Below are 24,514 nucleotides of genomic sequence, written 5' to 3'. Positions count from 1 at the left end.
TCGCGACCCAGCGGGAGCAAGCTCCCTCGCCACATACACACACACACAGACTCGCTCGCACAGGTTGCTCATCATTGTGCCGGAGGTTTCTTCGCGCCTTTTTTGCCCTTGGCCGGTTTGCGCGTTTTTGTCGGCGTTACCGGCACAATCGGCTCAGCGACGACCACCGGGGTCTTTTGTTGGACAGGCTCTGGCACGACGACCGGAACTTTCGGCTTGATCGGCTCCGGGGTTATCGTCGGGACGTTCTCCTCGGCCACATCGGCTTCACCAGGTGGTTGAGTCAGGTCGAAACCCGGCAGCGGCACATCGAGCAGCGTATGCAGCTCACACCACAACGGGTTGTCTGCGCCGCTGCTGAGCAATTCCGGCAGCAAATTGGCGACGGCCGCCAGCACTTGTTGGCGTTCTTCGACCTCGGCCAGTATCAGGGGCAGGCTGTGCAGGCTTTCCTGAGGATGGGTGGCGACCAGCAGTTTTTGCAGGCGCAGGGTTTCGCGCAGGTCCAGCGGCTCGGCGCTGTAGTCCTGGAGCAGCACTTGCAGTTGCAGGATCAGTTTCTCGACGCTTTGCTTGCCCGGCTCATCGCTGTCGCGGCCCAGCAGGAACAGGATCCGGATCAAGGCTTCCATCAGACCGCCAAGGGGCAGGGCGTCCTGAAGGCGTTCGATCAGGACTTTATCGTGCTGTTCGGCATGCGCCTGGAGATTGCGCCCCGATGAATTGCCGGTGAGGCTGTTGAGCACGCCATACACGCCGTAAAAACACATTTCCTGAGCGGCATCGCGCAGGTCCCGATAGCCGTTCAACGCGTCCTGTATCTGGTTGGAAAACAGAGCCTGCCAGGCCAGCAACGGATTGGACGGGCTGGCGGGGTGTCGATCCTTGCTCACTTGAGCGGCGCTGCCTGCCAGCCACCACAGCGCCGGGTTCAAACTGTTCCACATCACCTGCTGCTGGTGAAACGGATGGGCCTTGCGCATCAGTTCGGCAGCCGGCTCGTTGATCAACTGGCGCAACCACGGTCGTACAAATCCGTCGTAAAGGCTGTTGTTAATATCAGAGGCACGCTCGACCAGCGCGAATTCGCGATCGTCATCACGGGGCGGTTGCACCTCACCGTGGATGTCGGCGATACGTCGGGGCTCGAAACGCACGGCGTACGGCGTTTGCGAGTTTTCCGGCTGGTCCTCGATGAGCATTTCATAAAGCCCGCCCGGCAGTTCATTGATCGCGTCGACCGCGCCCAGTAACTCACGGTGTTCACGACGAGCGACTTCACCGGACACGAAGATGCCCAGATGACCGATGCTCGCGTGCCGCAGGTACACGATGGTGCGCCCGGCATTTTGCAGGGCGAGATCGCTGGGATAGACGTCGGTGATCCAGTCCAGCGCCTGCTGCGGCGAGGTGATGTTGTCGCCATAGGAGCAAAACACCACCACCGGCACTTCGATGCGCTTGAGGTCGAGCCCGCTGCTCTTGCGCCCGAGGCCGCCGGACAGCTGATTACCGATGAACAGGTCATCGACAATCATCTCGATCTCTTCGCCGTTGAGCAGGGTCGGGCTGCCCCACCAGCGTTCGAAGTCCAGAAAGCGCGGGGCCTCGCTGTCGACTTCGCTGAACAGGTGGTAGTACTTGCCCCACAAGGCGTTGGCCGGGTCGAGGCTTTCGAAATTGCTTACCAGCCAGGTGCCGTCGAAACGATCATTACCCAGGTCGCTGCCAAGGCGCGCCATCCAGCCGCCACCCAGCAAACCGCCGGTGTAGCGCATCGGATTGCGGCCATTGACCCCGGCCCAGTACGACAGCGGCGCGCCATTGACGATGATCAGCCCCGGCAATTCCGGGCGGGTCGCCGCCAGGCCCATCAATGCCCAGCCGGCCTGGCAGTTGCCGATCACCACGGGTTTGGCGCTGGCGGGATGTCGTTCGCTGACGGCCTCGATAAACCGTGCCTGGGCTTCAACGATGTCCGCGAGGGTTTGCCCCGGACGTGGCGAATGACTGAACGAGATGAAATAGGTCGGGTGGCCGGCGCGCAGGCTTTCGCCGATGACCGAATCCTGTTTGAAACCGCCGATCCCCGAGCCGTGGCCGCCCCGTGGATCAATGATGATCACCGGCTGTTTTTTGCTGTCGAGCTGTTGCCCGGGGCCCGCGAGGATCTGCAGCAGCGAGTAGTTGACCGGGCGCGGCAGGTCTTCGCCGGCGACCAGGGTTTCATGATTGAACTTGAGCAGCAGCGGATACCCGGCGCGTTCGTGGGCCAGGGTGTTGTCGCCGCGCTGACGCAAGGTGTCCCAGAACAGCACGCTGCGTTGGCCGAGGTCGGTGAGGTATTCCTGCCAGTCAGCGGCGGTCGGCTGTTTGAGCAGCCCAAGGCTTGAAGGCGCGTAGGTTTTGGCTTGGCGCTGTTGCACGGCGTCGAGGACGTTGCGGGTGTTGAGGCGCTGCAGATGGCTCAGGTGCTCGAACAAACCGGACGGAGACGAAAGCCCTTCATCTTGCAGCGCAATATTTTCTTCCTGACCCATCGTGAACTCCTGACGCCATGCGTGGAAATGTCGCCCTGATTTATTGAAGTCAGGCCGGCCATCTGATTTTCACGAGTGTATAGGGAATAAGAGCAGAGGAAGCGAACTTTATTGTGCGCTGCACAAAATAGCCATTGCCAAAAAGATTTGTGCACTGCAATATCAAGGCTAACGCGATGTCTGGCAGGATCGCTATCGCGTCCTCAGGTCCATCCGGGCCTTCCAGTACCAGGAGATTCAAGCATGTCTTTTTTCAATTCGGAAAAACTGCAAACCGCTCAGAAAGCCAACCTCGATCTTTTGCAGCAAATCAGCGGCAAAGTCTTCGCCAGCGTTGAACAGCTGAGCCAGTTGCAGTTCAAGGCACTGCGCGACTCCACCGAAGAGCATTTCGAAGGCGTGCGCAAGCTGCTGGCCGTGCGTGATCCACAAGGTTTTGCTGATTTGCAGGCGTCGTTCACCCAACCGAGCGCGCAAACCGAACGTCTGGCCGAGTTCAATCGTCAGGTTCAAGCGCTGATCGTGGGCACGCAGTCGGACATCGCCAAACTGACGTCGAGTCAGGTCGAGGCGGGCACCCAGCAGGTGAATGAGTTTGTTGAATCGATCAGCAAGAATGCACCGGCTGGCTCCGAGCCTGTAGTGGCTGCATTCAAGTCGGGCCTGGCGAATGCCGGCACCGTGTTTGAAAGCGCACAAAAAGCCGTGAAACAGGCTTCCGATGTGGCTCAGAGCAATTTTGACGCCGCCACGGCCGCTGCCACCAAAGCAGCGCCGGAAGCGGGCGCCAATGCAACCAGCGGTAACAAGTAAGTCAGATCAGGCCAGCGGCACAAAAAATGGCGATGGGTTTATTCCCCATCGCCATTTTTTTTCGGCCCGTTATCGGTGCCGGGTTTGGCGCCAAACATGCCGAACAGGTTCTGGGTATTGAGGTACAACGCCTTGGACTGGTCGACATACTGGCGCATCAGGTCCTGCATGACCGGGGCCTGTTGATGCATGAAGTCGCTCCACGCTTCGGACGACTGCGCGCCGGTCTGCGACTGGATGTCGATGACGGTCTGGATGCTTTTATCCAGGTAGCTGCCGAGCACGCCCTGGTACGGACCGTAGAACTGGATAATCCCCATCAGCATCTCGCTGGTGAAGATAGGCTCACCGCCGCTTTCGGCTTCCAAAATCACTTGCAGCAGGATGCTGCGCGTCAGGTCTTCGCCGCTCTTGGCATCGACCACCTGAAACGCAACTTTATCGACGACCAATTGGCGGACGTCCGCCAGCGTCAAATGACTGCTGGTGTGCGTGTCATACAGTCGGCGATTGGGGTATTTCTTGATCAGGCGGGGCGTGTTCCGACTGTTATCTGGCATGCGGGGCGTCTCGTGGCGAGCCTGGTTTGCAGGCATCTTAACCTACTATGGCTACGGCCGCGGGATGGTGTCGGGGAGGGAGAGAGGTCGGGGCCGACATTCCGGGAGTCGTTGAAGGCCCCTTCGCCAGCAAGCCGGCTCCTACAGAATCGGGGTGTGCCGATGTTTTATGAACGACACAAACCTTGTAGGAGCCGGCTTGCTGGCGAAGCGGTGGTGGCCGTTATGCAGTTTTACCAGATCGGCAACGTGTAACTGACAATCAACCGATTTTCATCCAGGTCACTACCAAAATTAGTCGAACGCACCGTCGCATTACGCCATTTCACCCCGACATTTTTCAGCGGACCGCTCTGTACCACATAACCAATGTCGGTATCCCGCTCCCATTCCTTGCCTTCCGGACGGTTGCCACCCAAGTCGATATTGTCGCCGGTGATATAGCGGGTCATGAAGGTCAGCCCCGGCACGCCAATGGCCGCGAAGTTGTAGTCGTAACGCGCCTGCCAGGATTTTTCATCCTTGCTGGCGAAGTCGCCGATCTGCACGAAGTTCACCAGGAACGCATCGGTGCCGTTGACGTAGGCAAAACCAGTGTCGCCGCTCATGCCTTGATAACCCAGGCCAAACGCGTGCCCGCCGAGGCTGTAGGTGAACATCGCGCCAATCGCGTTGTTGTCGACATTGCTGCCGCCATCATCCGTTGAACGGGCAAAGCGCAGGTCCGTCTTCAACGACTGCCCCGTGGTCACCGGCATCACGTAGGTCAGGTTCACCAGGTGCTGGCTGTAGAAGTTGTCGAGATGACCGTAGCTGTAGCCGGTGGCGAGGTTGCTGGTCCATTTGTAGTTCAGGCTGGCGAAATCAAAGCTGTCGCTGTCGACATGCCGCGTGGTGATGCCTTTGGCGCCGGTTCGGGTGATGCCCATGTCCTCGTAGTCCGAGGAGTCACGCTGATTGACCTGCGTCAGCCGCCCGGCATCCACGGTCAGGCCTTCGATTTCCAGCGACGTCAACTGACCGCCCTTGAAGGTTTGCGGCAACAGCCGTGAATCGTTGGCCAGTACCGTCGGCAGTTTCGGCAGCAGCGTGCCGAGTTTCAGCGTGCTTTTGGAGGCGCGCAGTTTGGCGGTCAAACCCAGTTCGCCGTACTCGTCCTGCGCCCCTTTGCTCGTGTCGCCATGCCGTTTGAGCAAGCCGGAACCCGCGCGATCAGGGCTGGAATCGAGCTTGACGCCGACCAGACCGATGGCATCGAAACCGACCCCGATCAAACCGTCGGTGAAGCCCGACTCATAGCGCAGCAGGAATCCCTGGGCCCATTCCTCTTGTTTGGATTGGGCGGCGTTGTCCTGACGATAATCACGGTTGAAATAGAAGTTGCGCAGCTCGAGGCTGGCCTTGCTGTCTTTGACAAAGTCAGCAGCGGCGGGGGCCGAGAGGCCGATGACGCCGCCGGCCAGCAACAGTCGGGTAGCGAGGGTGCGGGTGTTGCGGTCCATGGTGAAGCCCCTTTGTTTTTATTATGGAAAGACAGGTCCCGCGGCCCTCGCCAGGTGGGCGAGGGCTGATCAATAAAAAAACGCGAACGCCGAATCGAGAGGAGCGTGGCGCCGCGTGCGGTTCAATCATTAGAACTGTTCGGCGCTCAGGCCAAACAAGGAGGCGCTGCCCGCGCGAATGGATTGCTCCAGGCTCAAAATGCGCGGCAGCAGGCGATGGATGTAGAAATCGGCGGTGGCGATTTTCGCACCGTAGAACCCTTGGTCCTCGTGCAGCTTTTGCTTGGCCACCTGAGCCATGCGCGCCCAAAGCCAGGCGTAAGCGACGTAACCGAACAGGTGCAGGTACTCGACCGAAGCCGCGCCGACTTCGTTGCGATTGGTCGCGGCCTGATCCTGCAACCAGTCGCTCAAGTCTTCCAGACGCTGCACGGCATCGAACAACTGGACGGAGTAGGGCGCGTCGGGCTGATGGGCGAAATGACGGATCTCACCGGTAAACTGGCGCAGCGCGGCGCCGCTATCGGCGAGCACTTTGCGTCCCAGCAAGTCCAGGGCCTGAATGCCGTTGGTGCCTTCGTAGATCTGCGCGATGCGCACGTCACGGACCAATTGTTCCTGGCCCCATTCGCGAATGTAGCCATGGCCGCCGAACACTTGCTGACCGTTGATGCAGCTTTCCAGGCCAGTGTCGGTAAAGAACGCTTTGGCCACCGGGGTCAGCAGCGCGACCAGGGTTTGGGCGTTGTCGCGTTCTTTGGCGTCATCGGCAAACTTCGCCAGGTCCAGTTGCTGTCCGACGTAACTGGCGAACGCGCGGCCGCCCTCGGTCATGGCCTTCATGCTCAGCAGCATACGGCGCACGTCGGGGTGGACGATGATCGGGTCCGCCACTTTGTCCGGGGCAATCGCACCGGTCGGCGCGCGGCTCTGCACACGTTCACGGGCATACGCCACGGCGCTCTGATAGGACGCCTCGGCGCAGCCAATGCCCTGAATGCCGATGGACAAGCGTTCGTAGTTCATCATGGTAAACATCGCCGCCAGGCCTTTGTTGGCTTCGCCGACCAGCCAGCCACTGGCGCCGTCGAAGTTCATCACGCAGGTGGCCGAGGCCTTGATGCCCATCTTGTGTTCGATCGAACCGCAGCTCACGGCGTTGGCCTCGCCGAGGGAACCGTCGGCATTCACCAGCACTTTGGGCACTACGAACAGTGAAATGCCTTTCGGCCCGGCCGGCGCGTCCGGCAGTTTGGCCAGCACCAGATGAACAATGTTTTCGGTCAGGTCCTGATCGCCACCGGTGATGAAGATCTTGCTGCCGGTGATGTTGAAGCTGCCGTCGGCCTGAGGTTCGGCGCGGGTGCGGATGATCCCCAGGTCGGTGCCGGCGTGGGCTTCGGTCAGGCACATGGAGCCGGCCCAACGGCCTTCGTACATCGGAGGCAAATACAGATTTTTCAGGGTCTCGCTGGCGTGGGCATCCAGCGCCAGGCCGGCACCGGAACTCAACGCCGAATACAGGGCGAAGCTGGAATTGGCGCCGTAGAGCATTTCTTCGAATTGCACGGCGAGCATCTTCGGCATGCCCATGCCGCCGAAATCGGCGTTACCGGACAGGCCCACCCAACCGCCTTCGATGTAAGTGGCATAAGCCTGTTTGAAACCGATTGGCGTGCTGACCTGGCCATCCAGCCACTGGGCGCCTTCTTCGTCGCCGCTGCGATTCAACGGTGCAATCAGGTGCGAGGTGACTTTCGCCGCCTCTTCCAGAATGGCGTCAGCGGTGGCGGCATCGACGCTGTCGGCCAGGGCCGGCAGGCGCGCCCACAGGGCCGGGGCGTCGAACACTTCATGCAGCACAAAGCGCATGTCGCGCAGCGGGGCGTTGAATTCGGGCATAACGTGAACCTCAAAAGGTGTGCGATGGGCACGGCGCAGCAACGGCGGGCCGTGCCCTTTCAATCAATGAGCGGAAGCACTGGCGGCGCCGAGGCCGGTCTGGGCGCGAACGAACTGGTCGGCGTAGGCATCACGCTCCTTGTCGGCGCGCACGCTGCGGTCGAGTTTCGACACCACCACGATCACGAAGAACGCCAGCGGCATGGAGAACAGCGCCGGGTGGTCGTACGGGAAGATCGCGTGGGCATGGCCGAGCACGGTGACCCACACCGCCGGCGACAGGATCACCAGCACCAGCGCGCAGATCAGGCCAGCGAAACCGCCGATGATCGCGCCTTTGGTGGTCAGGCCTTTCCAGTACATGGCCATGATCAGCACCGGGAAGTTGGTCGACGCGGCGATGCCGAACGTCAGGCCCACCAGGAACGCGACGTTCATCTTCTCGAACAAAATGCCCAGCAGAATCGCGATGATGCCCAGGCCGACCGTCGCCATGCGCGTCACGCGCATTTCCTGTTTCTGGCTGGCTTTGCCCTTCTTGAACACCGTGGCGTAGAGGTCATGGGAAATCGCCGAAGCACCGGCCAATGCCAGCCCGGAGACCACCGCGAGGATGGTGGCGAAGGCTACGGCCGAGAGGAAACCGAAGAACAGGTTGCCGCCGACCGCTTTGGCCAGGTGCATGGCAACCATGTTGCCGCCGCCGATCAAGGCGCCGCCGACTTCACCGTTGACGTAGTACTGCGGGTCGGTGCCGATGATCACCATCGCGGCAAAGCCCAGGGTGCAGACAACCAGGAAGAAGAATCCGATGAAACCGGTGGCGTAGAACACCGACTTGCGCGCTTCCTTGGCGTTGGGCACGGTGAAGAAACGCATCAGGATGTGCGGCAAGCCGGCAATCCCGAACACCAGGCCCAGGGACATCGAAGCGGTGTTGATCGGGTCGGCGAGCATTGAGCCGGGGCCCATGATGTTCCAGCCGCTGGCATGGGCCTGGACGGCTTTGTCCGCCAGGGTTTCGTAGCTGAAACCGAACTGTGACATGGCCATGACCGCGAGGGTCGTACCGCCAGCGAGCAGCAGCACAGCCTTGATGATCTGCACCCACGTGGTGGCGATCATGCCGCCGAAAATCACGTAGACCAGCATCAACGCACCGACGATCACCACGGCAACCGGGTAGTCGAGACCGAACAGCAACTTGATCAACTGACCGGCACCGACCATCTGCACGATCAGGTAGCAGCACACCACCGTCAGCGAACCGAACGCGGCGAAGATCCGCACTTTGTTTTGGTCCAGTCGATAGGACACGATGTCGGCGAAGGTGTAGCGGCCCAGGTTGCGCAAACGCTCGGCCATCAGGAAGGTAATGATCGGCCAGCCGACGAAGAAGCCGATGGTGTAGATGAAACCATCGTAGCCTTTGGCGAACACCAGGCTGGAGAGCCCCAGCAGCGTGGCCGCGGACATGTAGTCACCGGCAATCGCCAGACCGTTCTGGAACCCGGTGATGCCACCGCCTGCGGTATAGAAGTCCGAGGTGGATTTGGTTTGCCGCGCGGCCCACCACGTAATCGCCAGCGTACCCAGCACGAAGACGAAGAACATGCCGATGGCATGCAGGTTCAGCGGTTGTTTTTCCACCGCGCCCAATGTCGGGGCGGCGAAGACGACGGAGGCCGGCAACAGACCGGCAGTGGCGAGGATGAGTTTACGGAACAGGTTCATCACTTGCTCTCCTCGAGAATGGCGGCGCCCAGTGCATCGAAGCGCGTGTTGGCGCGGTAGACGTACCAGCCGGTCAGGAGCCAGGAAAAAATGATGATCGCCGCGCCAACCGGCATGCCCAGGGTCAACATCCGATGCTCGGCGATCGGCGCATGCAGCCACTGCGGGGCAAACGCCACCACCAGCATGAAGCCGTAGTAAGTGCACAGTACGGCGGCACTCAGCGACCAGGCCAGGCGCGAACGGCTGCTCACCAATTGAAGGAATTTCGGGTTGGTCCGAATGCGTTCGCAACGTTGGGTATCGGTTGAATGGATGTCGATCATGGGTGGCTCCACTTTGTTTTTGTTATGTGTCCGGGGGCAGGGCAGAGCCGAATTCGGCCTGCACGAACCCTGAGCGGCAGGTAAAGGCACCTGCCGCTTGTTAGGTAAAACGTCGGTTCGGTTAGAGCGCTTTAGCCCTGTCGCGCAGAACGTACTTCTGGATCTTGCCGGTGGACGTTTTCGGCAGCAGGGTGAAGATCACCGTGCGCGGAACCTTGAAACCGGCCAGATGCTCGCGGCAGAAACTGATGATGTCGGCCTCGCGAACGTCCTGGTGATCAGCCTTCAAGGTGACAAAGGCGCAAGGCGTTTCGCCCCATTTTTCATCGGGACGGGCAACCACAGCCGCTTCCATCACGCCCGGATGGCGATACAGCACGCCTTCCAGTTCGATGGTGGAAATGTTCTCACCGCCGGAAATGATGATGTCCTTGAGCCGGTCCTTGATCTCGACATAACCGTTGGGATGACACACCGCCAGGTCGCCGGTGTGGAACCAGCCGCCTTCGAAGGCTTCGGCCGTGGCGGTCGGGTTCTTCAGGTAGCCCTTCATCACGGTGTTGCCGCGCATGAAGATCTCGCCGATGGTCTGACCGTCACGCGGGGTCGGTTCCAAGGTCTTCGAGTCGCCGACCATCACGCCTTCGAGCGTCGGGTAGCGCACGCCCTGACGGGATTTGATTTGCGCTCGGTCATCCAGCGCCAGCTCATCCCATTCGGCATGCCAGGCGCAGAGCGTCACCGGGCCGTAGGTTTCGGTCAGGCCATAGACGTGAGTGACCTTGATGCCCATTTCTTCCACGGCACCGATCACTTTGGCCGGCGGTGCAGCACCCGCCACCATTGCGTTGACCGGGTGATCGATGGCCGCTTTCGCCGATTCCGGCATGTTGACCAGCGCATTGAGTACGATCGGCGCAGCACACAGGTGCGTCACTTGATGCTCGCGGATCAGGGTGAGGATTTTCTGCGGATCTACCCGGCGCAGGAATACATGCACGCCGGCCATTGCGGTAATGACCCACGGGTAGCACCACCCGTTGCAATGGAACATCGGCAAGGTCCAGAGGTACACCGGATGGTTGCCCATGGCCCAGGTCATCTGGTTGCCCAGGGAGTTCAGGTACGCGCCGCGATGGTGGTAAACCACGCCTTTCGGGTTGCCGGTGGTGCCGGAGGTGTAGTTCAGCGAAATGGCTTGCCACTCGTCGGCCGGCCATTGCCAGGCGAAATCCGGGTCGCCTTCGGCCAGCAGCGCTTCATAGTCGAGGTCGCTGACGGCCTGGCCTTCGCCGTATTCCGGGTCATTCACATCGATGACCAGCGGCGGGTGATCGAGCATGCCGATGGCCGCGTGGATCACGTCGTGGAATTCGCGGTCGGTGATCAGCACCTTGGCTTCGCCATGCTGCAGCATGAAGGCAATCGCTTCGGCATCCAGGCGCACGTTGAGCGGGTTGAGCACCGCACCGATCATTGGCACACCGAAATGCACTTCAAGCATCTCGGGAATATTGGGCAGCATCACCGCCACGGTGTCGTTGATGCCGATGCCGCGACCGGCCAGCGCCGAGGCCAGACGTCGGCAGCGGGTGTAGGTCTGCGCCCAGGTACGACGAATCGAACCGTGGATCACGGCCGGGTAGTGGGGGTAAACGCTGGCGGTGCGCTCGATGAAGCTGAGCGGAGACAAGGCAATGTGATTGACAGCCGAAGGGCCTAGCCCTTGTTCATAGATCGACATGACGGGTACTCGGTGGCTGATTGTTAGCTCTATGGATGGCCTGTTCAGCGTAGCCGCTGAGGTCATCCTTTTTGTCAGGCTTGCTTTATATAACAATCTGCCAAGCATATGGAAGTACAACCTACGCAGTATAGTAGATGTACTATATTTGATTCTTCGGCTTCCAAATGAATGCGGCGATACCTCTAGAGCCGGTATATTCTTGGCTCCCCCGACAAAGCGGACCCGTGATGACCCTGACCCCCGTTCGATTGCACAGCTGGTTGCGCCTGCAACGCGAAGGCGTGTCTCTGGCCGCCCGGGCTGATGCGTTGTGCCGTGCGTTGCAGGAATGTCCCGAGGTGCGCCGGGCGGTGTATCTCAGCTGGCAACCCAATGCGCGGATTTACAGCCACGAGGGCGCGGCCCAGCATTTTCCTCCGGGCCTGGGCGATCCGTCGCTGGCCAGCGATCAGTTGCTGTTTGATCGGCTGGTCGAGACAGGGCGCCTGGACCTGGCGCAAGTGCGGCAGCTCGATTGCTGGCTGTCCGGCCGGTTGCGCCGGGCGGCGATCAGCCATGGCCAAGTGTTTGATCTGGCCTTGCAGGCGGGGCAGGCAGGCCTGTTGCTGGTGGAAGTCTGTGACGGCGTGAGCCTTGACTGGCTCGGTTGGGTGCAGGATTTGCTGACCACCTTGCTCAGCAGCGTCAATGGCATGCTGCGGGGTTCGCCGCTGTTGGGTCACGACCCGCAACCGAGTCTGTTGCTCGATGCGCAGGGCCGACCGCTGGAGTTCAATGCGGCGCTGCTGGCACTGCTCGCAGAAAAGCCGCTGACCGAAGTGCTGGGCTTTTTGCCGGTGAATCACCGGGTGCTGGTGCGCGCCTGCCTGGACCAACAGCGTGCCATCGAAGGGGTGGAAGCTCAGTTCGAGGCGCAGATCCTGATCTGGACGTTTATCCCCGATCCCCAGGACAACCGCGTGCTCGCCCGATGCCGCGACGCCACGGTACAAGTGCTGGCCGAACGTGAAGCGGCCACGGCACGGCGGCTGTACCGGCTGATTATCGAAAACACCACCGACCTGATTTCCCGCCACACCCCGGACGGGCGCTTTCTCGATGCCTCGCCGGCGTCCTGGACATTGCTCGGCTATTGGCCAGAGGAGTTGCGCGGGCAAATGGCCCAGGGGCTGTTCCATGGCCAGGACCTCGCCAACCTGGTGCAGCGCGCCCGGGACGCTCTGGAGCAGGACGGTTATCACACGATGACGTACCGCATTCGTCATCGGGCCGGGCATTACCTGTGGTTCGAAACCGCCAGCCGGGCGATTCGTGAAACCTACACCGGCGCGGTGGTCGAAGTGGTCAGCGTATCTCGGGACATCACCGCCCGCGTGCAAGCCGAAGAGAACAAGCGGCGCCTGGCGGAAGTCGTCGAGGCCAACACCGATCCGGTGCTGTTCATCGACCCTGACGGGCAAGTGACTTACCTCAACCCGGCGGCGCGGCGCATCCTCGTTATCGACGAGGAACAACCGATGCCGGCCCTGGCGCAATTGTTTTCCAGCGCTGACCTGACGCGCCTGCAACGTGACGGCTGGAGCAGCGCCGAGCGCGACGGCGTGTGGAGCACCGATGCGCGGTTGCAACCACCCGGTGGCGGCACTTCAGTGCCGGTGTCGCTGGTGCTGCTGGCGCACCGTTCGGCCGGCGGCGAGCGCTATTACTCCTTGGTCGCACGGGACATGACCGAGCGTGAACTGCGTGAGGTGCAACAGCGCCGCCATCAGGACGAACTGGCCCACACCGCACGGTTAGTCACGCTGGGTGAATTGGCCTCGGGCATTGCCCACGAAATCAACCAGCCATTGGCCGCCGTGGTCAATTACGCCAATGCCAGCCAGCGCTATTTACAGACACTCGATACCAATCCCCAGGCCGCCGAAAGAGTGGCCCAAGGGCTACAACGCATCACCCATCACGCCACCCATGCCTCGGAAGTGATCAAGCGTTTACGGGCGTTTCTGCGCAAGGGCCAGCGCCGTATGCAGGCGCTGAATTTTACCGACGTCGCCCGCGAGGCCGTGCGTTTGTGTGCGTGGGAGGCGAGTAATTGCCAAGTGACAATCGAGGATCGACTGCCGGATAATCTGCCGCCCGTTTATGCCGACCGGGTGTTGCTGGAGCAGGTGCTGCTCAATCTGTTGCGCAATGCCATCGACGCCAACCGCGAACGACATCCGGGGCAACCTTCGCTGATCGTGATGGCGGCGGAGCAGGGCGGTGGTGTATCCGTGGAAATCAGCGTGCAAGACCAGGGGCCGGGCGTCAGCGAGCCTGAACTTGAGCAGATCTTTACCCCGTTCTATACCAGCAAGGCCGAAGGGCTGGGCCTTGGCTTGTCCATGAGCCGCAGCATCATCGAAGGTTTCGGCGGTGAATTGCAGGCCCGACGCCAACCGGTCGGGTTGCTGATGAGTTGCCGCTTGCCGCTTGCCGGCCCAACAAAACAACAACAGGAATAATGCAATGGCAGGTGTGACGGAGCACGTGGTGTATGTGGTCGACGATGACCAGGGCATGCTCGACTCAACGGTCTGGTTGCTGGAATCGGTCGGGCTCAAGGCCTTGCCGTTCACCAGCGGCGTGGAGTTTCTCAGTGCCTGTGATGCCACGCTCGATGCCTGTGTGCTGCTCGATGTGCGCATGCCCGGCATGGGCGGTTTGAACGTGCAGGAAGAAATGCGCGCTCGGGAGCTGAACCTGCCGATCATCTTCGTCAGCGGGCATGCCGATGTGCCGATTGTGGTGCGCGCGTTCAAGGCCGGCGCCCATGACTTCATCGAGAAACCCTACAACGAGCAGTTGTTGCTGGACAGCGTGCAACAGGCGCTCAGCAACTGCGCGGCCAACCGTTCGGGCAATCAGGGCCACGAAGCCTTGCAGGCCCGTTTGCTGACTCTGACCCCGCGGGAGCGCGATGTCTTGCTGCCGCTGGTGCAGGGTTACACCACCCGCGAAATCGCCGAGCAACTGGGCGTCAGCGCGAAAACCGTCGACCTGTATCGCTCGCGCGTGATGAAGCGCATGCAGGCCAATACCCTGCCGGACCTGGTCGGCATGGCCATTGCCGCCGAACTGGTCGACCCGCTGAAATTGCGATGACGCCTCGCGCCGGGTATTGAGCGTCTATGCTGGGCTAACCGATCCGCTACCGTTGCAGTGATCTGCAAGGAGGCATCCGTGGAGCCCACAACCTTTTCCGAAAAAACGCTCACTCGCACGCTGCTCGATGTGCTGATTCGTGCCGGGCTGATCGCCGTCCTGGTGCTGTTCTGCTTCGAGATATTCAGCCCGTTCCGCGACTTGATGTTGTGGTCGCTGATCCTGGCGATCACCCTCTATCCGCTGCAAGAGCGGATTCGGGGCACGCACAAACCGGGGCACGTGGCGACGCTGATCATCCTGGTCGCCATTGTCATCCTGATGGTGCCGATCTACTTGCTGGGCACCTCGATTGCCGACTCCGTCGAGCATGCGATGGAAATCGTCAAGGGCGGCGGCTTTCACATTCCGCCGCCGGCTGACTCAGTCGCCAGTTGGCCGTTGGTGGGCCAGCCGTTGTCTGATTTCTGGCTGCAGGCCTCAACCAATCTTCCCGACCTGACCGCGAAATACGTGCCGCAGATCAAACACGCCAGCCTGGGCCTGTTGGGCAAACTCGCCGGCGTCGGCATGGGTTTCCTCACGTTCATCTTCGCCTTGATCATTGCCGGGATTTTCATGGCCCATGGTGAAGGCGGGAGCCGCGCCGCGGTCCAGATTGCCTCGCGAGTCAGCGGCCCAGCCAGGGGGCCGAAAATCGCCGAACTGTGCACCGCCACCATCCGTGCGGTCGCGCTGGGCGTGGTCGGCATCGCCTTCATCCAGATGCTGCTGGTGGGCCTCGGTTTTGTCTTCAAGGGCATTCCCGGTGCAGGATTGCTGGCCCTGGCGGTGCTGCTGCTCGGGATCATGCAGTTGCCGGTGTCGCTGATTACACTGCCGGTGATTGGCTTTGTCTTCGCCACCGAAGGTGCCAGCACCACGACGATCATCTTCGCTATCTATGTGTTTGTTGCCGGCCTGGTGGATAACGTCCTCAAACCTATGTTGTTGGGGCGCGGGGTCGACGTGCCAATGCCGGTGGTGCTGATCGGCGCCTTGGGCGGCATGGTCACCAGCGGTATCATCGGGCTGTTCATCGGCCCGGTGGTGCTTGCCGTCGGCTATCAATTATTCTGGCAATGGGTGCAGGATCGACCGCCGGAAGGAGGAGGGCCGCCACTATGACTGCGCAGGACCATGAATTGCTGGATCAGGTGCTGATCGCCCACGGTGGTCTGGACCGCTGGAACAGCTTCAACACCGTACGCGCCACTATCGTGACCGGTGGCGGGCTCTGGGCGATGAAAGGGCTGACCCAGGACAGCGATCCCCGCGAGATGACCGTGTGGCTGCACGAACAGAAAGCCTCGGTAACGCCCTTCGGTGGCCCGGACAAACGCACGGCCTACTCACCCGGCAGAATCGCCATCGAAACCACCGACGGTAAGCTGATTGCCGAGCGCCAGGCGCCCCGGGAATCCTTCCGCGACCACGACGAAAACACCCCCTGGGATCCATTGCATCGCGCGTACTTCAACGGCTATGCGCTCTGGTCCTACCTGACCATGCCGTTCCTGTTCACCTTGCCGGGTGTGGTGACCGAGGAAATCGAACCCTGGCAAGAAGGCACAGAGCGCTGGCGCCACTTGCGGGTGAGCTTCCCCGAAAGCATCGCCACCCACTGCGCCGTTCAGGATTTCTACTTCGGCGAAGACTTCCTGCTTCGCCGACACGACTACACCGCCGACGTCAGTGGTGGCCTGCCTGCCGCCCAATATGTGTCTGACTACATCGAAGCTGACGGGCTGCGCATGCCCGGCAAGCGGCGTGCCTACCGACGCGCAGAGGATGGCCAGGCTGACAAGGAGGCCCTGCTGGTGGCGATCGATCTCAGCGAACTCGGCTATTCGTAATACTCCGCGGAGGGATGAATCATGACCGTACATTCCTGGGAAAAACTCTACCTCGATGACCTGAGCCTGGGTCAGCAGTTCGAAAGCGACAGCCTGCGAGTCCATCGAGCGTCGATGCTGGCCTTCGCTCAGGAGTACGACCCGCAACCGTTTCACCTCGATCCTGAAGCCGCCGAGCTGAGCCTGTTTCGCGGCCTGGCCGCCAGCGGCTGGAACACCGCCGCCCTGACCATGAAGCTGCTGGTGGAAAGCGTGCCGCTGGCGGACGGAATCATCGGTTTGGGCATCGAGCTGAGCTGGCCGACGCCGACCTATCCCGACGACCTGTTGCGCCTGCAATGCACCGTGCAGGCCATCGACCCGTCCAGCACCAAGCCCGACCGGGGTGTGGTGACGATGTTCATGGAAACCCTCAATCAAAATGACAAGGTGGTGCAGCGAGCCACCGGCAAACTGCTGGTCTTCCGAAGACCGCCGCCCGACTGAAAAGTAGTCATGGGTGTGGGGCCGCGCGCATGATGGCTGAGGTCAGATTCATGAGTCAGTCGAGCGCGTGCTCTGTCGATGGCAGGGACCGGAGGAGGCGTTTTGAAACCATTTCTGCCCAGGCCCAGCGCCTCAACGATGAACATGTTGCGTGAAGGCTGCCTGCAACGCCGTGAAGCAGTGCCGCAAACGCTGACGGAGCAAGCGGTCATCCCGGGCATCCCCAATGCGCGCTATTGGCTGGACCAGGACCTGACGCTGTTCATTCGTGACGCGACTTTGGCCAACGATCGTGAGGTCGAGGCGCTCGGCGACTCGGAGTTGCCGACCGACATGCTGCCACGAGGTTATTACCTGGCCATTTCGGGGGGCGGCGACGCCGGCACCTTCGCGGCGGGCATCATTGCGGGCTGGACCTTGCATGGGAGCCGACCTGCTTTCAAGGTCGTCACCGGCATCAGCGCGGGCGCCCTGGTTGCCCCGTTCGCTTACCTGGGGCCTGAGTACGACAGCGTCATTCTGGGGATCTGCAGTGCAATCGGTCCAAAAGACGTGTTCCATTCGCGAAGTGTGCTGACTCGCCTGGCCAGCGACGGTATCGCGGACAGCAAGCCACTGGCGCGGCTTATTGCCAAATACATCACCGCCGACGTGCTCGCGGCCATCGCCGCGCAATACGCCAGGGGACGACTGCTGATGATCGGTACCACCGATCTGGATGCCGGGCGGCCCGTCACCTGGAACATGGGCGCCATTGCCTCCAGCGGAGCACCGGGGGCGCTGCACCTGTTTCGCAACATCATGATCGCGTCTATGAGCATTCCCGGCGCTGTCTCACCGGTCATGATCGATGTGGAGGTCGACGGCCAACAGTTTCAGGAAATGCACGTGGACGGAGGCGTGCTCACTCAGGTGTTCCTTTACCCGCCGGGCACCGTGATGGCGCTGAACAGCGTGACCGGCGCGCGTATACGTCGGGAACGGCATTTCTATGTGATCCGCAACGGCAAACTGGTGCCGCAATGGTCCGGAACCAAGCGCCGTACCTTGAGCATCGGCGGGCGCGCCATCAGCACCTTGATCCAGACCCAGGGGATCAGCGATCTCGATCGCATATACCGCATCGCCCAGCAGGATGGGGCGGACTTCAATCTGGCGTACATCGGCGCCGACTTTCATTTTCCGCGCAATCAGAAATTCGATGGCGAGTACATGAAGCGTTTGTTCGAGTACGCCTTTCAACTTAGCGCGAAAGGCTATCCCTGGCATAAATCGCCGAACGCGTGAGTTGTCGGAATGAAATTTATGCTGTAGTTTTTCATGAAATTATAAAAAGATAATTTCATGAGGCTTGTATGTTTCAGCAGTCCACGCAGCATGTCGCCAGCTATTACGCCCACAGTTGCGCTGATCGCCTGACCACCCGGCCGGCGCTTGCCGGTGAACAAACCACCGAGGTTGTGATCATCGGTGCCGGCTTCAGCGGCCTGCACACCGCGTTGCGCCTGGCGTTAGCCGGCAAACGCGTGACGCTGCTGGAAGCCAGTCGGGTGGCGTGGGCAGCCTCGGGGCGCAATGGCGGACAGGCCATCCTTGGCTGGTCGTGCGACATGCCACCGTTGGAAGCGGCGCTGGGTTACGAACGCGCGCGACGGTTGTGGGATGGCATGCGCTGGGCCGCGCAAGAACTGCGTGAGTTGCCGGCTCGCCATGGTTTCGACTGTGACTACCGCGCCGGCCATTTGTGGACATCGGTCATGCCCCGTCGGGTCGGCCTGCTGACCGAGTGGCAGCGCGAAGCCAGTCACAAGTGGGGCCACGATGGCTTGCAGTTCATCCGCCGTGAGCAGTTGCCGGAATGGGTCGCCAGCGACCGCTACCAGGCAGGGCTTTATGACCCCGAGGGCGCCCACCTGAACCCGCTGAAACTGGCCCTCGGCCTGGCCGCCGCCATCGAACGTGCGGGCGGCCGTATCCATGAACAAAGCAAGGCGTTGAGTTATCGAGAAGAGGGCGGTCAGTTCCTGGTGAGCACCGAACGCGGATCGATTCGCGCAGATGTGCTGGTGCTGGCGTGCAATGCCTACCTCGACCGGCTCGACCCGCAACTGGCCAGTTGCGTGTTGCCGGTGGGGACTTATCAGGTCGCCACCGCCCCCCTGACGCCAGAGCAGGCCACGGCGCTGCTGCCGAGCAATGCCTGCGTGACCGACAATCAATTCGTCCTCGACTATTTCCGTCGTACGCCGGACAACCGCCTGCTGTTCGGCGGTGGCTGCACGTACCTGGGCGGCATGCCCAAAGACATTGCCGGCGCGACCCGGCCGTTTCTGGAGCGGGTTTTCCCGCAGCTCAAAGGCGTAGAGCTGGAATTCGCCTGGGGCGGGCATATCGACCTGACGCTCAACCGCACACCGGACATCGGTCGCACGGGTGATCGCTACTGGCTCCAAGGCTACTCCGGGCATGGCGTGCTGCCGACGCTGGCCGCCGCCCGCGCCGTGTCGGACGCAATTCTCGGCCAGGCGGATGAATTGGCGCTGTATCAGGGCTTGAGCAACGGCAGCTTCCCCGGCGGTAAATACCTGGCGGCGCCGCTGGAAGCCATCGGCAAGGCGTGGTATCGACTGCGCGACAGCATTTGATGAATTACTTGGCGGAATTCCATGCATGAACAAGCAAGAAGAAATCGCTGCGCTGGCGATCCTTATTCACGATCTGCGCAAGCACAAGAAATACACCTTGAAGGACCTGGCCGATCAGATCGGTCGTTCCGTCGGCTTCCTCTCACAAGTCGAACGCGGCCTGTCACGGCCCACCGTGGCCGACCTGACGGCGATCAGCGAAACCTTCGGCGTGCCGACCACCTACTTCTACAGCCTGCCGAAACCCAAGGAACTGCCGTGGGTTACCCGGCCGGATGAACGCCGCACGCTGTATTACGCCAATGGCATCACCGACATCCTGGTGTCGCCGAAAATGCGCGCCTCGTTTTCCATGCTCGAAAGTCACCTCGAAGCCGGCGCCAGCAGTGGCGAACGACACTTGAGTGACAGCTCGGAACAGGGCGGCTACGTGCTCGAAGGCGAGTTGACGCTGTGGTTGGGCGATGACGACGCCGTCACCTTGCAGACCGGCGACAGCTTTCAGTTCGACAGCCATACCCGTTGCCGTTACGGCAACCTCACCGAGCACCTCACGCGAGTGCTTTGGGTTTACACCTGATAACCACAATAGGACCAACGATGATGGACGCTGATCTGCTGGCCGAGGTGCAAGCCTTCCGCCAACGCTACCCTGATGTACGTTACGTCGACCTGATTTCCCTGGACATTCCGGGGCACTTCTACGGCAAGCGCTATCCCGTGGAGATGCTGGAAAAGGTCGCGGCCGGCAGCGCGCTGAAACTGCCGCAAAACTGTGTGCTGCTGGGCGCACAGGGCGGGTTGTTCAAGATTGGCGATTACTGCTTTAACGACGGTGACCCGGATGCGCTGCGCCGGCTGGTGCCGGGCACACTCAAACCGGTGAGCTGGGAAGCACAACCGTTGGGGCAGATGCTGATCACCTCGGACGGTACCGAAAACCCGATCGTTTTCGAGCCGCGCCAGGTCCTGGCGCAGGTGCTGGACCGGCTCGCGGGCAAAGGCATTCATCCGGTGGTGGCGTTCGAGCTGGAGTTCTATCTGTTCGATAAAAAGCTGCACGACGGGCTACCTCAATTTCCCCGGGATGGCCTGACCGACGATGCCGATGATCAACCGAACATGCACATTGAGCGCCTGTCACGCTTTGCCCCGGTGCTTGATGACATGGTCGAGACGTCCCGGGCCCAAGGCATCGATACCACGGTGATCACCGCCGAACTTGGCCCGGGTCAGTTCGAAATCAATTTCGGCCATCTCGATGATGGGTTGCGCGCGGCGGACTGGGCGGCCCTGTTTTGTCGCAGCAGCCGTGGCGTGGCCCTGAAACACGGTTACCGCGCCAGTTTCATGGCCAAACCTTACTTGCAGCACCCGGGCAGCGGCATGCATGTGCACGTCAGCCTTTACGACGCTGCCGGCAATAACATCCTCGCGGCAAACCAGCAGCAATCGCTGCGTCATGCCGTGGCAGGTTGCCTGGAGTTGCTGCCGCATTGCATGCCGATCTTCGCGCCCAACCAGAACGCTTTTCGCCGCTTGGGCGGCACGACAAACATCGCCACGCGGGCGAGCTGGGGGTTTGAAGATCGCGATGCGTGCCTGCGCATTCCGGAATCGGATGCGAAGAACCTGCGCATTGAACATCGGCTGTCCGGCGCCGATGCCAATCCATACCTGGTGTTGGCAGCGATTCTGGTGGGGCTCGAACATGGCCTGGAAGCGGGCAATGAACCGATCCAGCCACTCAACGAAGACCGCAACAGCGGGGTCGACTTCCCGCTGGAAATGCTCGAAGCGGTGCGCGCCATGCAGTATCAGCCACAGCTGCGCGAAGGGCTGGGCGCGGAGTTCGTGGACGTGTATTGCGAGAACAAGCGCCAGGATCATCTGGCGTTCATGCAGGAGATCAGTGCGCGGGAGTATCGCTGGTACCTGTAATCCAGGCATGCCGATGCACTTTAATAAAGCTTTCGTGCGGCGGCATGCACTAAGCCAAGGCAAAAACTGCAGAGTTCATACCCTTTAAGCCCCGGCGGGAGCCGTAAAACCGCGACAATCAGCGCTTGGCACAATCGCTGCATTACATCGATCAGGCCCACCGTGAACGCAGTCGAGTGGGCAGCCCCCTCGGTCAACGACGATCGATTCGTGGGCAACATCGGTGGATCAGGCAGAGACGTCTGGTTTCAACACCGCAAAAGAACAGGCAAAGACGCCTGGAACCGCAAGGTTTCAGGCGTTTTTTTTTGCTTTTTGAACTGAGCCGGGTGCTTCTTATGAATTCCAATGTGGCCGCGTTGAACAAGCTGCAAACGCTGATCGTGATCGGTAACGGCATGGTCGGACACCATTGTGTTGAACAGCTGATCGAGCGCGGTGCCCTTGATCACTATCAGCTGCACGTGTTCAGCGAGGAGCCAATGCGTGCCTACGACCGCGTGCACCTTTCCGAATACTTCACCGGCCGTGATGCCGAATCGCTCGCCTTGGGTGAAGCCTCGCTGTACCAGACTCCGGGTGTGACCTTGCATTTGGGTGTGCCGGTCCTGGAAATTGACCGCGCCCGGCGCGAAGTGATCACCGCGCAAGGGTGCGTCGCCTACGACAAATTGGTCCTGGCCACCGGATCCTATCCATTTGTGCCGCCAATTGAAGGCGCCGAGGGTGATTCGCGGCTGGTGTACCGCACCCTTGAAGACCTCGACGCGATCCGTGCCGCGGCGGCCAATGCCCGACGTGGCGTGGTCGTCGGCGGTGGCTTGCTCGGTCTGGAAGCCGCCAACGCGCTGAAAAGCCTGGGCCTCGAAGCCCATGTCGTCGAGTTTGCCCCGCGCCTGATGCCGGTGCAGTTGGACGAGCAGGGCGGTCGTGCGCTCAAGGCGCAGATCGAACGTCTCGGTGTTGGCGTGCATCTGTCGCACGGCACTCAATCGATCAGTGCCGGCGAGGAATATCGCTACCGGATGAATTTCGCCAATGACGAATTTCTTGAAGCCGACCTGATCGTATTCTCTGCCGGCATCCGCGCCCAAGACACCTTGGCCCGCCAGTGCTCGCTGGAAGTCGGCCCGCGTGGCGGCGTGGTGATTGACGACCAATGCCTGACCAGCGATCCGCATATCTATGCCATCGGTGAGTGTGCTGCGTGGAACGGCAGCATTTTTGGCCTGGTCGCCCCGGGTTACCAGATGGCGCGCGGTGTTGCCGCGCTGTTGTGCAATGAAGCCGCCGAGCCGTTCATGGGCGCGGACATGTCGACCAAGCTCAAGCTGCTGGGCGTCGATGTCGGCTCCATCGGCGATGCGCACGGCAGCACGCCGGGCTCGCGCAGTTATCAGTTCATCGACGAAACCACCGCCAGCTACCGCCGGTTGGTGGTGGATGAGACCGGCAAGTACGTCCTCGGCGCGGTGCTGGTCGGTGACAACAGCTATTACGACACGCTGCTGCAATACATGCAGAACGCGATTGCGCTACCGGCGGAGCCCGCCAGCCTGATTCTGCCGTCGTCCGAAGGCGCGCCGACTCTGGGCCCGGGCGCGTTGCCCGAGTCGGCCACGGTGTGCTCGTGCCACAACGTCACCAAGGGCTCCATTTGCTCGGCCATCGACGGCGGCTGCACCGACCTCGGCCTGCTCAAGTCGCAAACCAAGGCCTGCACCGGCTGCGGCGGTTGTGCCGGGTTGCTCAAGCAGGTGTTCGAGCACGAGCTGATTGCCCGTGGCGTCAGCGTCGACAAAAGCCTGTGCGAACACTTCGCCTATACCCGTCAGGAACTTTATGCACTGGTGCGGGTAGAAGGGGTGATCACCTTCGAAGAACTGCTGGCCAAACATGGCAGTGGCCAAACCGGTTGCGACGTGTGCAAACCGGCAGTGGGCTCGATCCTCGCGTCGTGCTGGAACCAGCCGATCATGGACGCCTCGCTGGTGCCGCTGCAGGACACCAACGATACGTTCATGGCCAACATGCAGAAAAACGGCACCTATTCGGTGGTGCCGCGCATTCCCGGGGGCGAGATCACCGCCGACAAACTGATCGCCATCGGCGTGGTGGCGAAGAAATACGACCTCTACACCAAAATCACTGGCGGCCAGCGGATCGACCTGTTCGGCGCGCAACTGCATGAGTTGCCGGACATCTGGGCCGAGCTGATCGAAGCGGGCTTCGAAACCGGGCATGCCTACGGTAAATCGACCCGCACGGTGAAATCTTGTGTCGGCAGCACCTGGTGCCGTTACGGCGTGCAGGACAGCGTGAAAATGGCGCTGGCCATCGAGGATCGCTACAAAGGCCTGCGTTCGCCGCACAAGCTCAAATTCGCCGTATCCGGTTGCACCCGCGAATGCGCCGAAGCCCAAAGCAAGGACGTCGGTGTGATCGCCACCGAGAAAGGCTGGAACCTTTACATCGCCGGCAACGGCGGCATGCGCCCGCGTCACGCCGAGCTGTTCGCCACCGACCTGGACGATGAAACCCTGATCCGCTACATCGACCGCTTCCTGATGTTCTACATCCGCACCGCCGACAAATTGCAGCGCACCTCGGTTTGGCGCGAAAGCCTGGAGGGCGGCCTCGATTTCCTCAAGGACGTGATCATCAACGACAGCCTCGGTCTGGGTGAAGAACTCGAATCGCAGATGCAGTTGGTGGTCGACCGCTATGAATGCGAGTGGACCAACGCCCTCAAGGACCCGGAAAAACTTAAGCGTTTCCGCACTTTCGTCAACGATAAACGCCCGGACCCGGACATCCACTTTGTCCAGGAGCGCGGTCAACGACGCCCGATCATGGCCGCCGAACTGAACCTTATCCCTGTCACCGAGGAGATTGCCTGATGAGCCAGCCCACTACCCGCCGCATCGCTTCCCTGGAAAACACCGACGCCTGGCAAACCGTGTGCGAGCAACAGGACCTGGTCAGCAACTCCGGCGTGGTCGTCTGGCTCGACGGCGCGCAAGTGGCGCTGTTCTACCTGCCGGGTGCGGAGGGCAAGACCCTGTACGCCATCGACAACCATGACCCGCAATCCGGGGCGAATGTCATCGGTCGTGGGTTGATTGGCAGCATCAAGGGCGATCTGGTCGTCGCGTCGCCAATCTACAAACAGCATTTCCGGCTTGAGGACGGCAGTTGTCTGGAGTTCCCGCAACAGCGGTTGCGGGTATGGCCGGTGCGGTTGAACGGTGGGGTGGTGGAAGTCGGAGTGGTTTGAGA

19 protein-coding genes are annotated in these 24,514 nt (G+C 61.1%); 12 read left to right on the top strand and 7 right to left on the bottom strand.

Annotation, left to right across the window (positions count from 1 at the left end):
- Positions 1-71 precede the first annotated feature (71 nt).
- Positions 72-2,540 carry a DUF3141 domain-containing protein gene (locus tag ACA070_RS15545; protein ID WP_497447352.1) on the bottom strand — a complete coding sequence of 823 codons (2,469 nt, stop codon included), beginning with the start codon at positions 2,538-2,540 and terminating at the stop codon, positions 72-74.
- A 243-nt stretch (positions 2,541-2,783) separates the two neighbouring features.
- On the opposite strand from ACA070_RS15545, the gene phaP reads away from it, so the two are divergent.
- On the top strand, positions 2,784-3,353 hold the full coding sequence (phaP, locus tag ACA070_RS15540; RefSeq protein WP_497447351.1) for a TIGR01841 family phasin: 570 nt from the start codon (positions 2,784-2,786) through the stop codon (positions 3,351-3,353).
- A 38-nt stretch (positions 3,354-3,391) separates the two neighbouring features.
- Here phaP and phaR read toward each other — a convergent pair whose 3' ends face one another.
- From phaR to ACA070_RS15510, 6 genes are all read right to left on the bottom strand, one after another.
- Positions 3,392-3,913: a polyhydroxyalkanoate synthesis repressor PhaR gene (gene phaR / locus ACA070_RS15535; RefSeq protein WP_403103426.1), complete on the bottom strand. Its 522-nt coding sequence runs from the start codon at positions 3,911-3,913 to the stop codon at positions 3,392-3,394.
- 233 nt (positions 3,914-4,146) lie between these two features.
- Positions 4,147-5,415, bottom strand: a complete 1,269-nt coding sequence (locus tag ACA070_RS15530; protein WP_497447350.1) for an OprD family porin — start codon at positions 5,413-5,415, stop codon at positions 4,147-4,149.
- Between the two features lie 129 nt (positions 5,416-5,544).
- Positions 5,545-7,317, bottom strand: coding sequence for an acyl-CoA dehydrogenase C-terminal domain-containing protein (locus tag ACA070_RS15525; protein ID WP_497447349.1), 1,773 nt, complete (start codon positions 7,315-7,317; stop codon positions 5,545-5,547).
- 63 nt (positions 7,318-7,380) lie between these two features.
- Positions 7,381-9,051, bottom strand: coding sequence for a cation acetate symporter (locus tag ACA070_RS15520; protein WP_497447348.1), 1,671 nt, complete (start codon positions 9,049-9,051; stop codon positions 7,381-7,383).
- Positions 9,051-9,377: a DUF485 domain-containing protein gene (locus ACA070_RS15515; RefSeq protein WP_462027156.1), complete on the bottom strand. Its 327-nt coding sequence runs from the start codon at positions 9,375-9,377 to the stop codon at positions 9,051-9,053. Before ACA070_RS15515 ends, ACA070_RS15520 begins: the two co-directional genes overlap by 1 nt.
- A 121-nt stretch (positions 9,378-9,498) precedes the next feature.
- Positions 9,499-11,121: an acyl-CoA synthetase gene (locus tag ACA070_RS15510; RefSeq protein ID WP_497447347.1), complete on the bottom strand. Its 1,623-nt coding sequence runs from the start codon at positions 11,119-11,121 to the stop codon at positions 9,499-9,501.
- A gap of 230 nt (positions 11,122-11,351) precedes the next feature.
- On the opposite strand from ACA070_RS15510, the gene ACA070_RS15505 reads away from it, so the two are divergent.
- From ACA070_RS15505 to nirD, 11 genes are all read left to right on the top strand, one after another.
- Complete coding sequence (locus ACA070_RS15505) at positions 11,352-13,628, top strand: PAS domain-containing sensor histidine kinase (RefSeq protein ID WP_497447346.1); 2,277 nt, start codon at positions 11,352-11,354, stop codon at positions 13,626-13,628.
- Between the two features lie 4 nt (positions 13,629-13,632).
- Positions 13,633-14,268 carry a response regulator transcription factor gene (locus ACA070_RS15500; protein WP_134421877.1) on the top strand — a complete coding sequence of 212 codons (636 nt, stop codon included), beginning with the start codon at positions 13,633-13,635 and terminating at the stop codon, positions 14,266-14,268.
- A gap of 78 nt (positions 14,269-14,346) precedes the next feature.
- Positions 14,347-15,435: an AI-2E family transporter gene (locus ACA070_RS15495; RefSeq protein WP_497451891.1), complete on the top strand. Its 1,089-nt coding sequence runs from the start codon at positions 14,347-14,349 to the stop codon at positions 15,433-15,435.
- Entirely contained in the window at positions 15,432-16,163 is a 732-nt protein-coding gene (locus ACA070_RS15490; protein ID WP_497451890.1) for a hypothetical protein, read from the top strand. Before ACA070_RS15495 ends, ACA070_RS15490 begins: the two co-directional genes overlap by 4 nt.
- Before the next feature lie 21 nt (positions 16,164-16,184).
- Positions 16,185-16,649, top strand: coding sequence for a MaoC family dehydratase (locus ACA070_RS15485; protein ID WP_462027161.1), 465 nt, complete (start codon positions 16,185-16,187; stop codon positions 16,647-16,649).
- Between the two features lie 102 nt (positions 16,650-16,751).
- A complete protein-coding gene (locus ACA070_RS15480) occupies positions 16,752-17,936 on the top strand; it encodes a patatin-like phospholipase family protein (protein WP_497451889.1) in 1,185 nt (394 codons plus the stop codon).
- A 68-nt stretch (positions 17,937-18,004) separates the two neighbouring features.
- Positions 18,005-19,294: an NAD(P)/FAD-dependent oxidoreductase gene (locus ACA070_RS15475; RefSeq protein ID WP_497451888.1), complete on the top strand. Its 1,290-nt coding sequence runs from the start codon at positions 18,005-18,007 to the stop codon at positions 19,292-19,294.
- A gap of 25 nt (positions 19,295-19,319) precedes the next feature.
- Complete coding sequence (locus ACA070_RS15470; protein ID WP_497451887.1) at positions 19,320-19,874, top strand: helix-turn-helix domain-containing protein; 555 nt, start codon at positions 19,320-19,322, stop codon at positions 19,872-19,874.
- A 20-nt stretch (positions 19,875-19,894) separates the two neighbouring features.
- Positions 19,895-21,235 carry a glutamine synthetase family protein gene (locus ACA070_RS15465; RefSeq protein WP_497451886.1) on the top strand — a complete coding sequence of 447 codons (1,341 nt, stop codon included), beginning with the start codon at positions 19,895-19,897 and terminating at the stop codon, positions 21,233-21,235.
- A 338-nt stretch (positions 21,236-21,573) separates the two neighbouring features.
- Entirely contained in the window at positions 21,574-24,135 is a 2,562-nt protein-coding gene (gene nirB, locus ACA070_RS15460) for a nitrite reductase large subunit NirB (protein WP_497451885.1), read from the top strand.
- Positions 24,135-24,512 carry a nitrite reductase small subunit NirD gene (gene nirD / locus ACA070_RS15455; protein ID WP_497451884.1) on the top strand — a complete coding sequence of 126 codons (378 nt, stop codon included), beginning with the start codon at positions 24,135-24,137 and terminating at the stop codon, positions 24,510-24,512. The genes nirB and nirD overlap by 1 nt, the downstream gene beginning before the upstream one ends.
- The last annotated feature ends 2 nt before the right edge of the window (positions 24,513-24,514 follow it).

The sequence above is a fragment of the Pseudomonas sp. LBUM1678 genome, assembly GCF_059695575.1.
The sequence above is the reverse complement of the archived record's forward strand: the minus strand, read 5'-3'. Positions and strand labels throughout refer to the sequence as shown.

What these genes read in the sequence shown, in the direction of transcription:
- ACA070_RS15545 (WP_497447352.1), bottom strand. Translation starts at nt 2,540, where the DNA reads ATGGGTCAGGAAGAAAATATTGCGCTGCAAGATGAAGGGCTTTCGTCT.
- phaP (WP_497447351.1), top strand. Translation starts at nt 2,784, where the DNA reads ATGTCTTTTTTCAATTCGGAAAAACTGCAAACCGCTCAGAAAGCCAAC.
- phaR (WP_403103426.1), bottom strand. Translation starts at nt 3,913, where the DNA reads ATGCCAGATAACAGTCGGAACACGCCCCGCCTGATCAAGAAATACCCC.
- ACA070_RS15530 (WP_497447350.1), bottom strand. Translation starts at nt 5,415, where the DNA reads ATGGACCGCAACACCCGCACCCTCGCTACCCGACTGTTGCTGGCCGGC.
- ACA070_RS15525 (WP_497447349.1), bottom strand. Translation starts at nt 7,317, where the DNA reads ATGCCCGAATTCAACGCCCCGCTGCGCGACATGCGCTTTGTGCTGCAT.
- ACA070_RS15520 (WP_497447348.1), bottom strand. Translation starts at nt 9,051, where the DNA reads ATGAACCTGTTCCGTAAACTCATCCTCGCCACTGCCGGTCTGTTGCCG.
- ACA070_RS15515 (WP_462027156.1), bottom strand. Translation starts at nt 9,377, where the DNA reads ATGATCGACATCCATTCAACCGATACCCAACGTTGCGAACGCATTCGG.
- ACA070_RS15510 (WP_497447347.1), bottom strand. Translation starts at nt 11,121, where the DNA reads ATGTCGATCTATGAACAAGGGCTAGGCCCTTCGGCTGTCAATCACATT.
- ACA070_RS15505 (WP_497447346.1), top strand. Translation starts at nt 11,352, where the DNA reads ATGACCCTGACCCCCGTTCGATTGCACAGCTGGTTGCGCCTGCAACGC.
- ACA070_RS15500 (WP_134421877.1), top strand. Translation starts at nt 13,633, where the DNA reads ATGGCAGGTGTGACGGAGCACGTGGTGTATGTGGTCGACGATGACCAG.
- ACA070_RS15490 (WP_497451890.1), top strand. Translation starts at nt 15,432, where the DNA reads ATGACTGCGCAGGACCATGAATTGCTGGATCAGGTGCTGATCGCCCAC.
- ACA070_RS15485 (WP_462027161.1), top strand. Translation starts at nt 16,185, where the DNA reads ATGACCGTACATTCCTGGGAAAAACTCTACCTCGATGACCTGAGCCTG.
- ACA070_RS15475 (WP_497451888.1), top strand. Translation starts at nt 18,005, where the DNA reads ATGTTTCAGCAGTCCACGCAGCATGTCGCCAGCTATTACGCCCACAGT.
- ACA070_RS15470 (WP_497451887.1), top strand. Translation starts at nt 19,320, where the DNA reads ATGAACAAGCAAGAAGAAATCGCTGCGCTGGCGATCCTTATTCACGAT.
- ACA070_RS15465 (WP_497451886.1), top strand. Translation starts at nt 19,895, where the DNA reads ATGATGGACGCTGATCTGCTGGCCGAGGTGCAAGCCTTCCGCCAACGC.
- nirB (WP_497451885.1), top strand. Translation starts at nt 21,574, where the DNA reads ATGAATTCCAATGTGGCCGCGTTGAACAAGCTGCAAACGCTGATCGTG.
- nirD (WP_497451884.1), top strand. Translation starts at nt 24,135, where the DNA reads ATGAGCCAGCCCACTACCCGCCGCATCGCTTCCCTGGAAAACACCGAC.